The 14,313-nt window shown below is 53.8% G+C and carries 11 protein-coding genes; 6 read left to right on the top strand and 5 right to left on the bottom strand.

The window, feature by feature from the left end; genetic code table 11:
* Positions 1–215: 215 nt before the first annotated feature.
* The 4 genes from RMSM_RS22270 (at position 216) to RMSM_RS38805 (ending at position 3,253) form a co-directional block, all read left to right on the top strand.
* The gene (locus RMSM_RS22270) at positions 216–815 is read left to right on the top strand and encodes an SAM-dependent methyltransferase (RefSeq protein WP_008701626.1); all 600 of its coding nucleotides are present in this window, start codon (positions 216–218) and stop codon (positions 813–815) included.
* A 414-nt stretch (positions 816–1,229) separates the two neighbouring features.
* Positions 1,230–1,766, top strand: a complete 537-nt coding sequence (locus tag RMSM_RS22265) for a DUF6998 domain-containing protein (RefSeq protein ID WP_201767067.1) — start codon at positions 1,230–1,232, stop codon at positions 1,764–1,766.
* A gap of 319 nt (positions 1,767–2,085) precedes the next feature.
* The gene (locus RMSM_RS22260; protein WP_063870250.1) at positions 2,086–2,508 is read left to right on the top strand and encodes a hypothetical protein; all 423 of its coding nucleotides are present in this window, start codon (positions 2,086–2,088) and stop codon (positions 2,506–2,508) included.
* A gap of 13 nt (positions 2,509–2,521) precedes the next feature.
* Positions 2,522–3,253 (top strand): alpha/beta fold hydrolase, encoded by a 732-nt coding sequence (locus RMSM_RS38805; protein WP_008701623.1) that lies wholly within the window; start codon positions 2,522–2,524, stop codon positions 3,251–3,253.
* Here the strand turns inward: RMSM_RS38805 and RMSM_RS22250 are convergent.
* The 4 genes from RMSM_RS22250 to RMSM_RS22235 all read right to left on the bottom strand — a co-directional run bounded on the left by RMSM_RS22250 (position 3,250) and on the right by RMSM_RS22235 (position 9,314).
* A complete protein-coding gene (locus RMSM_RS22250) occupies positions 3,250–4,710 on the bottom strand; it encodes a DUF1501 domain-containing protein (protein WP_008701622.1) in 1,461 nt (486 codons plus the stop codon). The genes RMSM_RS38805 and RMSM_RS22250 overlap by 4 nt on opposite strands.
* 70 nt (positions 4,711–4,780) lie before the next feature.
* Positions 4,781–6,202 carry a DUF1553 domain-containing protein gene (locus tag RMSM_RS42920; RefSeq protein WP_236622259.1) on the bottom strand — a complete coding sequence of 474 codons (1,422 nt, stop codon included), beginning with the start codon at positions 6,200–6,202 and terminating at the stop codon, positions 4,781–4,783.
* A complete protein-coding gene (locus RMSM_RS42915) occupies positions 6,171–7,241 on the bottom strand; it encodes a DUF1549 domain-containing protein (RefSeq protein WP_236622258.1) in 1,071 nt (356 codons plus the stop codon). Before RMSM_RS42915 ends, RMSM_RS42920 begins: the two co-directional genes overlap by 32 nt.
* 606 nt (positions 7,242–7,847) lie before the next feature.
* The gene (locus RMSM_RS22235) at positions 7,848–9,314 is read right to left on the bottom strand and encodes a hypothetical protein (RefSeq protein ID WP_008701618.1); all 1,467 of its coding nucleotides are present in this window, start codon (positions 9,312–9,314) and stop codon (positions 7,848–7,850) included.
* A 537-nt stretch (positions 9,315–9,851) separates the two neighbouring features.
* Here RMSM_RS22235 and RMSM_RS22225 point away from each other — a divergent pair.
* Positions 9,852–12,551, top strand: a complete 2,700-nt coding sequence (locus RMSM_RS22225) for a hypothetical protein (RefSeq protein WP_008701616.1) — start codon at positions 9,852–9,854, stop codon at positions 12,549–12,551.
* 53 nt (positions 12,552–12,604) lie between these two features.
* Here RMSM_RS22225 and RMSM_RS22220 read toward each other — a convergent pair whose 3' ends face one another.
* Positions 12,605–13,501: an aldo/keto reductase gene (locus RMSM_RS22220; RefSeq protein WP_040768943.1), complete on the bottom strand. Its 897-nt coding sequence runs from the start codon at positions 13,499–13,501 to the stop codon at positions 12,605–12,607.
* A gap of 134 nt (positions 13,502–13,635) precedes the next feature.
* On the opposite strand from RMSM_RS22220, the gene RMSM_RS22215 reads away from it, so the two are divergent.
* Positions 13,636–14,313 (top strand): sulfatase-like hydrolase/transferase (locus RMSM_RS22215; protein ID WP_040768937.1); only part of this gene is annotated, 678 nt, incomplete at its 3' end.

The following is a 14,313-nucleotide window of genomic DNA, read 5'->3' as shown; positions in this document are numbered from 1 at the left end:
AACCAATCATTTGAGAGAAAGTGTTCTTACCGTAGTGGACGAGGTTACGAGTCCCGTCGTGCAACTAAGACGCGGGGACTCGTGACCTCGTCCACTACTTTGAAAGTGTAAGCGTAGGACTCGCATCCTGGCGAGAACAGTTGGAACGCCGAAGTTCTTTTCGAACGTGTGCTTAATCAAATGCAGGGTCGGCGGAAGTTGTACCGGAGAAAATTGTGAGTGACATTGATTGGAACGACCGCTACTCGGATGACCAATTCATCTACGGCACGCAGCCGAATGCGTTTCTTGTTGAACATTCATCCATGCTTGTTGGGCCGGTACTGTCACTGGCCGAAGGAGAAGGACGGAACGCTGTGTTCTTGGCTTCGCTAGGCCTACAGATTCATGGTGTGGACGGATCTTCGGTTGGGTTGACGAAAGCAAGAACACTGGCCAAATCGCACGGCGTGGAAATCCAAACCGAAGTCGCCGATCTTGCGACCTATCAACCGGCAACAAATTGCTTTGGCGCCGTGGTATCCATCTCAGCCCATTTGCCTTCCAAAATCAGAAATCGGCTCTATCCGCTAGTTGAGCGATGTCTGCGGCCCGACGGGTTGTTGTTGCTGGAGGCGTATTCTGAAAATCAACTTCGCCGCATTACCGGTGGGCCAAAAGACGCAGACATGCTGATGACCGTTGCCAAGATTGAGCGTGAATTTCCAGGACTTGTCCCGATCATCTTGCATGAGATTGAACGCGAGGTCTACGAGGGGACACACCACACCGGCCTGGCATCGGTGGTGCAGTTCATCGGCCGAAAGCCGTCATAGTAAATCGAGTTTGACTTCGCGATGCCGACAATGCATTCACGATGATTACTCGAACACAATCCAACCGAACTCCAGGAACGTTGCCTCGTGTCCCCAGCAATGTATCGTGTTTTTGAACATCCGCACGGCGGCGGCAACCTAGACATTCCTTCCGCCAAAGCGACGTTAGAACAACTCGAAATTTTGCAGGCAACCAATCTTGTCTAGCTTAAGTACGAAAGAATCCGTCCGTACTATTCGGTACTCGCGGGACCGATACGACCGACGAAAGACTACATAAAAACCGAGACAAACGCGTGCATCTGGGCTGACAGCAACTAAAATTGGTACTGGTATCAGTCGATGGCCGATTGAATACGCCATGAACGATTACATTTTGATACGCCTCGCAATAAATGGCCGAATATCATGACGATGCTTCGTTGTTCCATGACGGGACTTCCGTTAAACGATCCAAGCCAAGGAATCTACGATGATGGCGAGTGGATCAGTTGGAACTGGATCAATCGACAGATCGACCAGCAGCATTTTAGGGACCAGTACCCTAATGCTGATCCAAAGTTAGCCGAATTGTTTGAGACATTGGTTCAGGATGCTGCGAGTCATTTTGCAATGACCGGTCGCTTCCTTCAAATCTGGGGGGAACTTGGCGAACTGTACGCGGAAGTGAAATACGGCATCAAGCGGCACAAGCCAAAGACGCCCGGGTCTGACGGCAAGCTGGGAAATGACTTCGTCGAAATCAAGACGATCTCGCCCGAAAAAAAGTCACAGTCAGTACGGGTCAAGCTTGCCGGCAACTTCAACAAGCTGCTGGTCGTGAAGATCACAAGAGACTTCGCGTTCGAGTCCAGAATGCTGGCTCGTAAAAAAATGCCCAAGAGCGAAGGCGCCCAAGTCAACGTCCAGTGGTCAAGCATTCCTAGCGAGCCGACCAACACAATTAGGTAAGATGAGTACTAGGCTCCGTCTGAAAGCCCCCCTCATCCTATCCTTCTCCTCCGCTATCCGCTGCGCACAGGAGTAGGGACGTGAAGGAGCGGTAGATCAGCATCGCCGAGGATTTGGTGATATGCTAAGGAGGGAGACGTTTGACTTGGAATAGCCAAGTTGACGCGTGCCCGCAACAGGCAATGCATGTCGCTTTTACTAGGCTCTTTCTGAAAAGCAGTTTCTCGCTTCGCGAGAGCGGCTTTTTCCCACAACTTTCGCGAAGCGAAAGGCGACTTTGAGCCGATTTCAGACAGAGCCTCGAACCCATGGCCGCAAGATGATTGAAAACGACCCGATACAGAATCAGTCACTCCTCGGTTGGGCAATTTCAGCTCTTGGACCGATCTACCTTATTTTGCTGCCACTCTCGGCACTGCTTGGCTTTATCTGCGTGGTGCTGCTGGTCCTTCGCGGCAAAGGCCCTATGGCAGCCGCTTCGATACTGCTGTTCGTTCATGCTCCATTAATGATCGGCATTTTCGCTGCCGTTCAAGGCTTGATAAGCTCGTACTCGATCATTGCGACGAGCGCGGCGACACCCAAACCGTCAGACGTTGCCGCTGGATTCTCGACAGCACTATTTGCCCCTGTGGTCGCTTTGCTGTTGATGATACCGTCGTACTCGGCGGCTGCGATTGGCACGTTTGTCCGCGCCGTTTTTGTTCGCGATGAGAGCACTGACGCTCCGTCGTCCATGTAGCACTTAACAACGTGTGCAACCAAGTCAAAGCGGTCACGTTTATTGGGCAAACCTGGTGATCTCAAATCCCCATTCACCCCCGCTGATTTTGTTTTCGGGACTCGCTGCGGACGCTAACGTATTCACGCCGCAGAAGGTTGCTTTTCCGCAGCTAGTGGTTCCGACATGGCCGAAACCTCAGCCGAACGACACACTTGATTCTTACTGCGATCGGCTTGCTGAGAATCTTCGTTCCCATGGTGACGCAATTATCGGAGGAGCATCATTCGGTGGCATTATTGCTCTTCATGTTGCACAACGTCATCGACCATTGGGTGTGATCCTTATTGGCAGTGTGCGATCGCCCGCCGAACTTTCTCGTATTGCGAAGCTATCCCGCCCGTTGAAACCACTTGTGCCGCTGATACCAGTTCGGCTGCTGCAATTTAGCTGTATCCCGCTTACGACTAAAATCGCGAGCCGAGTTAGTCGCCACCTCAGTGGTCTCGCCCGACAGTTCCGCGGTTCCGATCCAACCGTTTTCAAATGGTCGCTCGCGAGGATACTCGACTGGAATACATCGCCTGTTGTCGAGTGCCCTGTATTTCACATTCATGGTGATCGAGATCGCGTTTTGCCGATGCGCTACACTCAGCCAGACACTGTTGTTGCTGGTGGTGGGCACGTGATTTCGTTGACCCACCCAGCGGACGTCAACAAATTCATTCGGTCGGCAATTGCGAAAACGATGAGCGAATCACGTTAAGCAATGATCTCGTGGATCGGTTCGACATGTTCGACACCGACTAGTTTTTGCTCGAGACCGCCATAGAAATAGGACAAGTGGTTGGGGTCGAGTCCCATTTGATGCAGAATCGTGGCGTGCAGGTTCTTGACGTGCAGTGGATTCTCGACCGCTTGTGCCCCCAATTCGTCGGTGGTGCCGTGGCTGATCCCACCTTTGATTCCGCCGCCCGCCATGAACATCGTAAACCCGTAGGCGTTATGGTCGCGGCCTGATCCTTTGGCATATTCCGCGGTGGGTTGCCGGCCAAATTCACCACCCCACACCACCAACGTCTCATCGAGCATGCCACGTTGTTTCAAATCGGCCAACAGAGCTGCGACCGGTTTATCGGTCGCCCCGGCATGTTTGTTGTGGTTGTCCTCGAGGTCACCGTGGGCGTCCCAGTTGTGGTCGTTGTGGGCACCGCCGCTGTACAGTTGAATGAACCGCACCCCACGCTCGACCAACCGTCGAGCGATGATACAGCGTTTACCAAAATCACGCGTTTTCTCTTGATCAGCACCGTACATCGCAATCGTTTTCGCGTCTTCGCTACTTAGGTCCACCGCCTCGGGCGCAGCAGACTGCATCTTGTACGCCAATTCGTAGCTGGCAATTCGTGACGACAAGTCGCTATTGCTTTCGCGGGAAAGCAGATGCCGGTTGTTGGCTTTTTGGATCGAGTCGATCAATTGCCGCTGCACGCCGTCGGGTAAATCGCTGGGTGGGGCAAGATCCAAAATCGGCGCACCTTCGGCACGAAACACGTTGCCTTGGTATGTGGCCGGCATATAGCCGCTGCTCCAGTTTTTGGCGCCGCTGATCGGTCCACCACTGGGGTCAAGCATGACGACGAAACCGGGCAAGTTCTCGTTGACGCTGCCGAGTCCGTAGGTTAGCCAAGATCCCATCGCGGGGTTGCCCGACAGAATCCGACCACTGTTCATCATCAGCATCGCGGATCCATGGATCGGCGAATCCGCGGTCATCGAATGCAAAAACGCGATGTCATCGACATGGTTTGCGACGTTTGGAAACAGCGAGCTAACCCATTTTCCGCATTCGCCGTGCTGTTTGAAATTCCAGCGAGGTTCGACGATCCGGCCACCACTTTTGTGCCCACCGCGACCAAACGTTTTGACATCGACGGTTTTGCCATCCATGCCGATCATGTTCGGTTTGTAATCAAACGTATCGATATGGCTGGGGCCGCCATACATAAACAAAAAGATGACCGACTTGGCCTTCGGAGCAAAGTGAGGTGGTTTTGCGGCCAAGGGATTGACGAACGGCGTGTCGGATTCCGATGCCGTCGCACGATCAAAGAAACCATCGGCACCAAGCATCGACGCCATTGCCGCCGCCCCGAAGCCGCCACCGGTTTGCCACAAAAATTCGCGACGAGTGCGGCCGCAGAAGTTGTCTCGTTTGCTCATGTTCGGGATCTCAGTGATTTGGTGGGAAAGTCAATCAGCGTAAACGGTCAGTTTCAAGGCAAATGCATGTTTAATCAACAAACAGGAACTCGTTCCAATTCATCACCGTCAAGCAATACAAGCTGACCGCTCGCGGACGTGTGATTCCATCGCTGGACGTCAGTTTTTCGATCAACGCGACCCCGTCAGCAATCTCGGCATCCGTAGCGTCTCGAGCGAACGCAGCCATAATGGCACGACGTACCACTTCGTGATTTTCAATGTTCGCCGCATCAATCGAGTTAGCAAATTTAGCTGCTTGCTCGTGAATAAAGTCACTGTTTAACAGCGACAAAGCTTGACCGGGTTGCAGCGTGGCAAAACGAGCTTCGCAGGTCAGATCGGGATCAGGAAAATCGAACGCAGTCAACAACGGCGTCAACAAGGATCGTTTGACGTGAATGTAGATGCTGCGTCGATTGCGTTGATCTTCGGGCGAATCGCCCCAACCTTGACCGGGCCGCGATTGTCCGGCAAGCACTTCGGCTGACAATTTTTCATAAAAGCTAGGCCCATAAACACTCGGGTTCAGCGATCCGTTAACCGCTAGAATCGAATCACGAACCTCTTCGGCACTCAAGCGACGCGGGTCAAACCGCCAAAACAAGTCGTTCGCAGGATCGGTCGCCAAGGCATCATCACGACTCGCCGACGCCATTTGGTAGGCACGACTATTCATCATCATGCGATGCATGTCCTTAATTTTCCAGCCGCTGCGGATAAATGATTGCGCCAACCAATCGAGCAATTCAGGATGCGTCGGCGGCGTCCCAAGTTGGCCGAAATTGTTGCTGCTGCGAACGATGCCGCGACCGAAATGGAATTGCCAAATTCGATTCACCATCACACGAGCGGTCAGCCGGTTGTCATCGCTGGTGATCCAATCCGCCAGCATGCGGCGACGGCCGAGCGAGCGGTTGTCGAACGCATCGACGCGTGCCACTTCGCTGTTGGATTGAACCTCGGGAATCGCAGTTTCAAAGATCTCTGGAAACGACGGTTGGACTTCGTCACCAGGCGAATGAGGATTGCCGCGAAACATCACAAACGTCTTGCCTGGATTCGGCGTGTATTTCGCCAACCCCATCACCGAATTTCGTGGCGGCAATTGTTTCAGTTCGCGTTGGTTCTCTCGCAATCGTTTGCGAAGCGATTCGTACTTGCGCCACAGCTTGTCGCTGAGGTGATCTTTTAGTTTTTCCTTCAGAATCTTTTCGCGTTCGCGACGAGGCCCTTCGGTTGCACGTTGATCCGGAGCGGACATTTTGACGATTCCGGCTTGCTCGATTTCGTGCATCGCGGATTCGATTTCCTTGCGAGCAACATCATTTTCGTAGTAGCGGGCGTTCAGTTCTGAGGAGGTAACATCGATTTGGTTGTTCGCAAGCGCGTCGCCTCGAGTCGCGTAGCGAGTGACATCCTCAAAAAAACGACAACATGCTGTAGTAATCACTCTGCGGGATCGGATCGATTTTGTGATCATGACACCGAGCACAGTTGATCGTCAGCCCCAAGAACGCTTGACCCGTCGTGGTAATCAAGTCGTCCATCTCGTCGAATCGAGCTTGCACGGGATCGGCGGGCTCGTCGTCCCAGATCCCCAAGCGATAGTAGCCCGTTGCGGTTAGCGTTTCCGTGGTAACGGTATCCAGTTCGTCACCGGCAAGCTGCTCGCGAACAAATTGGTCGTACGGTTTATCATCGTTGAACGACTTGATGACGTAGTCGCGATACTTCCACGCATTTTGTTTCGGGTTGTCGCGTTCGAAGGAATTGGTTTCCGCGTAGCGAACCAGGTCCAACCAATGACGTCCCCAACGTTCGCCGTAATGAGGTGATTGAAGCAACTGGTCAACCAAATTGGCAAAGGCATCGGGTGCGTCGTCATTAATAAACGCATCGACCGCCGCCGGGGATGGCGGCAACCCGGTCAAATCGTAATAGGCACGTCGCACCAGCGTTCGCCGGTCCGCTGAGGCGTTCGGTTTCAGACCAGCGTCATCGAGGGATTTGTAGAGGAACGCGTCGATCGGGTTTTCATTCCACAGTGGATCGGCAACTTGCGGCGGTTCAGGGTTCCCCATTGGCTCGAACGCAAAATGTTTTCCCCACGCGGCCCCTTCGTCGATCCATCGTGTTAACAATTCCGCCTCGGCCGCCGTGACAGGGTCGCCTTCGGGTGGCATGCGTTCGAATTCATCGTCAGTGGTGATCCGCGCCACCAGCATGCTGGCGTCGATATCGCCGGGGACAATCGCGAACTCGCCCGACTCAGCTTCGGCAAACGCCGATTCCTGTTCGGCAAACGAAATGCCTCCTTCGGCTTTATCGGGGCCATGGCAAGCGAAACAACGCTTGGCCAAGATCGGTTGCACTTGCTTGGTAAAATCGACCGTTGCCGGAGGCGGCGTTTCTTGTGCGCCAGCCACCTCGGCCGCATCGGATCGCGTGACCAGCTCCCCGATCGCCCCGCACACACCGAAGCCCGTCACCAGAAGGGTCAGGCAAAAGCTAAGTGGATGGCGAACAGGCAGGAGTCTTTGTCGAATCATAATTTTAATCTTTTGCCGTCGCTGGAGGGATGGAAAGACGGTGCGTTGAATCGAGCAAGGTGGGAGATGCGGTCGTAAAGACACCCCGCTATTGTGACAGGAAACGGAACCGACGCCAAGTAGGAATCACGCATTGCGATTGAGATATATTGCCGCGAGACAACTTGCCGAATGCATATTCAAAAACCGCGGATTTCGTTGTTCTTATTGTTAGCTCGACCGCAGTTCTGCCAATCAGGAAGTCGAATCACGCTGACGCAAAGGAAGCTTCTTTCGCAAAACTTGCGTGATTCGAGTAGTCATGCGCTGGTTGGGGGACGAGGCTTTGGCGATTGTTTGCGGTGCGCCAAGGTGACGTACGGATGCGCAGTGCGATGAGCGGTGGGAGAGGTTGGTATGGGTGTGCGCGGAGAGGGACTCGTTGCCTCGTCCGATACGGGTGCGCGCGGACGGCGACTCTTTGGCTCGTTCGATGCCGTTTGGGATGAGCTCGCGCCGACTCGCAGATTACGAGTTTGACGGTGTGCGAGTGCAAGAGAAGGCTACTTAGGGAGCCATCGTGAGAGCGTCCATTCGACCTTTGATGGTCTTATGGATTGTTTCGAGCTGCTGCTCGAGTTGCTGGTTTTGGTTATACAGTCGAACCAATTCTTGGCGAGTTTGCTCAACTCGCCCGGCAATCTCGTCGTGGTACGCCTGGATTGCGATCTTTTCTTTTTCGGTTTGCTCGAAATCCTGTTCCAACTTCAGCTTGTCCGCTTGTGTCGACGTCAACATGGCCTCGGTCGCTCGGATCGCTTCCTGCAGCACCGATTTCTGGTAATCCGCTTCCTGGATTTGGGATTCGAGTGCCGTCAAACGAAGCCGGATGCGACGGAGCACGAAACGATAATCGTTTAGTGGCCGGATGTAATATTGATTGATCAGCTTCACGACGCCGAGATCAATCAATTCGTTGGCCGCTTCTTCCTTCAAAACAAGCTGATCGCCCACGTTGAACGAGACTTCGTCTTCTTCGCTACGCTGCAAACGACTGTCCAAGGCACGTCCGGTGCCATCGAAGAAGTCGCCATCGGTGGCCGCGGTGGTGCGTTGCCCGTCGACTTGAATCTTGTGTTTTTTAATGAATTCCACGCGAGTCCAACGGCTGAGCGGTGGATCATCAGGCGTGGCTTGGCTGCCATCACGCAGGTACGAATTCAACGTCTCTTGGCTCACTCCGGATTCAAACAAATCGGCAAGCAATTGGTCGTTGACGCGTCCGAACAAATGGTTTTCGTCGGGGGTGCTGCCTTCGGCGATGAAGATCTCGTGCCCATCGAGCGGCAACATCTCGTAGATCGACCATTGGCCCGCCTGCATGCTAGTGATCGCATCTTGCTGCATTTTTTCGAGCTTGCCGGTCGGTTGCAGAGTGACTTGATCCGGAGTGCTCGAGATCACTCGGAATTCCCCCAGATAGAAGCGAGGCAATTGCCAGTTCATATTGGGGACGGGTCGTTCGGCGAATCCGTAAACAATCAAGCCTTCGGGGACCAACGCTTCCGGAGCGGCGGGTGCTGCAGCGTCTGCGGCATCCGCTGCGGGTGCGGCCGCGTCATCGGGAAGGATCGCAGCGGGTTGTGTGTTAGCGAGGACGATCCCTTTGAGATCGCCGTTTTTAAGCTCCAAAGATCGCCAAACTCGACCTGCTTCGACCGAGATCACCGACAACTCGTGGTTCAACGCGACCACTCCCTTGCCAGCTTCGGGGTCGGTCAAACTGCCGAATTTGAGTGTTTGGTACTCTTCTTTTGCTTTTTCGGCTCGAACTTCGAGTTTTTCTTTGATCTGGTGCCATGCCGCACGGCTTTTCAGCGCACCGGCGGTGGGAAAGATAAACAGCACGGCCAACAGCATCGTGATGCTGACGGTGACCAGGTGATACCACCGCCACGTCGGTGCTGCCTTCCAAACAAGCACGAAGAAGCCAATCACGACAACGATCAGTAGGCCCAGAATAGCGTATTGCATGATCGTTTAAGCGAGAGGTTGAACAGGCATTAAGAGATGAAGAAGACGACCGCAGGGGTTCGGAGGCGGTTTGCGGTTGAGAATCACAAACGAAAATGCCTCCGTTGGATAATAAGTTGGGCAAGATGCGCCGTCAAGCTTTTCTCGTAATCTGCGGGAGATTCGCGTGACTGAGTGCTCCGATTCGAGGTATCCAGCCCTTTTGGCGGGTTCGCTCGACGATCTCGCCCCCCGCCGTCCTGGTCGTCAAAGTCGTTGCAACCGGTACCGCCGTCAATGCATTCGCCCGCCCCACCGGCATAACCAAACGATCCGGTGAAGACCGCACGTTGGTAGGCCGAATTCGTTAACTGTACTGACGGATGTGCGTTTTGTAGGCGTTGTCCCCAATAAATCAATTCTCTCACACCCGAATGCCCACGTGAGTAAATTTTATTCCCGATTGACGGTCGGCTTGACGATTACCGCGGAACGGTTTGCGGATCTCCGGTCCCTTTGTCGGCAAAGGGTGACTACGCCCGGTTGGGCGTTGCTCCTATGCACCGTGATGCTCAGCAGCGTGGGTTGTCATCGCCAGTACTATCGCAAGCAAGCCGATTGCGAAGTCAACATGCTGTTGGACGAGAAATCACAACACATTTCTCGCCCCCCAATACGGCGCTGCGAATCGATGTCGATCGACGCAGCCGGATGTTCAATCCGTTTGACCTGGATTTTCAACCGATTCCCACCGACGATCCCTCGTCGTACGAGTACATGCAGTGTGTCGATGGCCGACGCGGCTACCCAATGTGGGAGGCATCCGGGGTCACCAATACCGCCGAGAGTCCCGATTGGTGGCAATTTCTGCCGCTGGACGAAGACGGGATCTTAGTCCTCAACGCCGAAAACGCGGTTCGGATTGCGCTGCTGCATTCGCCTGAATACCAAGCCCAGCTCGAAGAACTGTATTTAGCGGCACTTGATGTCAGCAACCAGCGGTTCCAATTCGACACACAATTCTTTGGTGGCGCTCAGACCTTTTTGACGGCCGATGGTCGCCGTCGTAGCGGCAATAATGGCGAAAGCAGCACTCGATTCGAGGTCGGTACGTATAGCAGTGGCAGCCGCCCGCTTTCGCTGGAACGTCGTTTTGCCACCGGTGGCGAATTGATCGCGGGGGTTGCAAATAACATCGTCTGGGAACTGAGTGGTCCGAATTCGCAAAGTGCATCGACCATCTTTGATTTCACATTGCTACAGCCGCTGTTGCGTGGCGCCGGTCGTGACCAGGTGCTCGAAGGTTTGACATTTGCCGAACGAAACCTGCTTGCGAACGTTCGCGCGTTTGAACGTTATCGCCGCAGCTTTTTTCTAAATATCACGATTGGACGCGGAGTGGAGAGCCAAGTCAGCTCCGGCGGCCCCAACCTCGCAATCAACGGACAAGGCTTCGGTACCGGCGGGGGCAGTGCAAGCGGCTATCTGGGCTTGCTGCAAACTCAGCTGCAGATCCGCAACCTCGAAGAGAACATTGCCCGCCAATCGGAAAACCTGTTGATCCTCGAAGACACCTTGATCGAGCAATTGACGACAATCCCGGATGACGCAGAAACAATTATTCGTCAACGATTGCAAGTCGCGCAGGCACAATCGAGCTTGCTACGTTCGCAAAGCCAATTGGTGGCACAGCAAGCCGGCTACGAACGATCCGTTGACGCGTTTCTCCGCAACCTCGGTTTGCCGCCGTATATCTGTGCTCGACTCGAAGACCCCATCTTGCAACGATTTGAGTTGATCGACCGCGACCTACTCGGCCGCCGCGAACAACTGGCCTCGGTCCGGACCAACGTCGGACGATTGAATGTTTCGATCCTGGAACGCGCAACGTTCAAGGTGGACGAAGAGACTGGGTTGCCCGAGTCTCAAATCGAATGGAACGATGAACTGGCACAGTGGCTGTTGACATTGGGAGGCGAAATTCAACCGTTAGCGGAATTCAACCGAACATTGATCGAAGATGACTTGCCGCGAATCGCCGAGGATATCGAGCGATTTACCGAATCACTCGCAGAACGTCAAAATCAGAATCGTCAATTGAGCAGGATGTACCAAGAGCAGAAGACGCAAATCTGCTCGCTGCTGAATACATCCGAAATTGATGAGTCGCTGTTCGATATCGAAGGATTGGATTCGCTAAGCGGAATTTTGACAGACCAATACGATCGTCTTGGCGAGCGATTGAACTCGTATCAACAGCGGATTGAGCAGCTCGACGCATCGATCAAAAAATTGGCGACCCAAGGCCCCGAGGACACCGATCCACGAGTCGTGGCTCAGACGTTGCGAGATAAAATTATCCTCGTGTCGCAGGACTTGTTGTCCGAGCTAGCCGACGACGTGTTGACGTTGCAGTTGATCCAGGCACGTGCGAGGACCGAAAGTGTGTTGCTGCCTGAGGTTGAAATCGAACCAGAGACCGCGTTACAGATTGCTCGTGCCAATCGCCGCGATTGGGCCAATGCCCGTGCGGATTTGGTAGACCAATGGCGTTTGATCGAAGTCGTGGCCAACGATTTAGAAAGTTCGCTTGACGTGGTCTTTAACGGCGACGTGCAAAATGTCGGCAACAATCCGCTGGACCTGCGTTCATCGACGGGACGTTTGCGAGTGGGATTGCAATGGGATGCACCAATCACGCGATTGATCGAGCGGAACAATTACCGTGCGATCTTGATCGCCTATGAACAAGCCAAGCGAGAATACTACGGTTTCGAAGACGATGTATGGCAGCAACTGCGAGCTGAGATTCGTCAGCTTCAAGCCAACCGCTTGACCTTCGAACTCGGGCGACAAGCGGTCAGCATCGCCGCGTCGCAAATTGAATTGAACGCGGACATTCGAGCACTCAACGATGCTCGGGGTCGCAGCAGCGGTCCGACCGCCGCTCGCGATGCGATCAGTGCGTTGAATGACTTGCTGGACGCACAGAACGCGTTGCTGAACATCTTTGTCAACTACGAAGTGGTCCGCCGCAGCTTGGACTTTGATCTCGGTACGATGGAGTTGACCGCCGAAGGATTGTGGATCGATCCAGGCAAACTGGATCCCGATTATCTGTTGACGCTGTCGGGCACACGCGAATCAGGCATGATCGGCGGCTGCAACGATTGCTGTTTGCCATCGCGTCCTCAGCCGCGTGCACCGGACTACAGTTTGATGCAGCAGTTTGACGGCGGTGCCACGCTGGTCGAATAGTGATGGAGACACGAGCGACTTGATGTCAACCGCGTTGTCGATGCATTGTACTTTTACAACACATCGGCGACGCGTTGACCGATCGCTTGGTACAGATCGTCCGGCAGAGCTCCTTTTTGGGCCGCCGAGATATTTTCGGCCAGATGTTCTGGATTGCATGTTCCCACAATGGTGGTATGGCAATGCGGATGTGACAGCGTGTATCGCAGAATCAATTCAGCGCGTGACATTCCCTCGGGCAGCAGTTCATCCAACTTTGCCCGTTGCCAAACATCGTCCAACGCAGGCCGCTTGATTTCCGCATCCGGGCCACCGTGGGCAATCCCGCCTCGCAAGATAATTCCCGCGCCGTTGTTGGCCGCATGCGTGATCGCTTCATGATGCTCTGGAGCTAGCGCGGAATAGGGAACTTGAAAGGTGTCGAAAACGCCTAACTTCATTAACTTCGTCATCTCGGGTAATTTGGTCGAGATGCCGATGAACCGAATCAGCCCCTGCGAGCGAAAATCGACCAACTGGCGAATCAATCCTTCTCGTTCCAACGTTTCAGCGTCTCCGCCGTGGAATTGAAGCAGATCAAGATGCCCAGTCTGCAGTCGCGCCAAACTCAATTCCAAATTTCGTTGGATGACATCCTTGTTCCATTGATGATCGATTTCCAAATGGTCCTGGTGTTGTGTATAGACGCAACCACACTTGCTGGCCAAAAAGTACTCGGATCGCCGTGAACCAATGAAACGACCAATCCGTTGTTCGCTCACGCCGTAGTCGGGCGCGGTGTCGATAAAATTGATACCCGAATCGAGTACCAAATTCAGGAACGACTCGGCATCTTCGTCGCTGACATCACGAACACCCCATGTTTTCGGCCCGCGAAGTCCCATGCTGCCATAGCCAAGCTGAGTGACTTCGATGCCAGTACGTCCAAGTTTTCGAGTAGGCAAGTTCATTTTTAATCGTTGAAAAAAGTTCGGAATCGACAAACGACGATCGCACGGCTGGATTCCGCGGCATCTCGCTGCGACTATATTAAGGGTTCTCGTCTATACGACCTACCCTCGATCCTACCTGCGGAGTTTCCTCAATGCCTCGCATCGCATTGTTCGTTGCCCTATTGCAAGTCCTATTCCTTTTGATTTTCTGCCCGGCCATCGGATGGGCGACCGAACGACCGAATGTCTTGTTGATCTGCGTCGATGATCTGAAGCCCACGATCGGTTGTTTCGGAGATCCTGTTGCCGTTACACCCAATATCGACGCGTTGGCCGCGCGAGGTGTCCGCTTTGATTCTGCGTACTGCAACCAAGCCGTCTGCTCACCGAGTCGCAATTCGTTGATGACGGGGCTGCGACCGCAAACGATCGGCGTCTACGACCTGCCCACCCATTTTCGTTTGGCGACCGACGAGATGACCGCACAAGATCCACAACGCGGCGATGTGGTCACGCTTAGCCAGCACTTCAAAAACAACGGCTATCTCGCTCAGGGGCTTGGCAAAATCTATCACATCGGCCACGGCAACATCGACGACAAAGCATCGTGGAGCGTACCTTCATGGCGACCCAAAGGTCCTAGCTACGTGTTGGATGCCAACTTAAAAAACATCGTCCCTGATTCCAAAGGGCGAAAACGAGGGCCGGCAACCGAATCGGCTGATGTGTCCGACGAGACGTACGGTGATGGCAAAATCGCATTGGAAACGATCGAACGAATCGCTGAAGCGAAAAAGAATCCGCAACAGCCCTTCTTTATTGCCACGGGA

The organism is Rhodopirellula maiorica SM1 (genome assembly GCF_000346295.1).
GTDB lineage: Bacteria > Planctomycetota > Planctomycetia > Pirellulales > Pirellulaceae > Novipirellula > Novipirellula maiorica.
The sequence above is the reverse complement of the archived record's forward strand: the minus strand, read 5'-3'. Positions and strand labels throughout refer to the sequence as shown.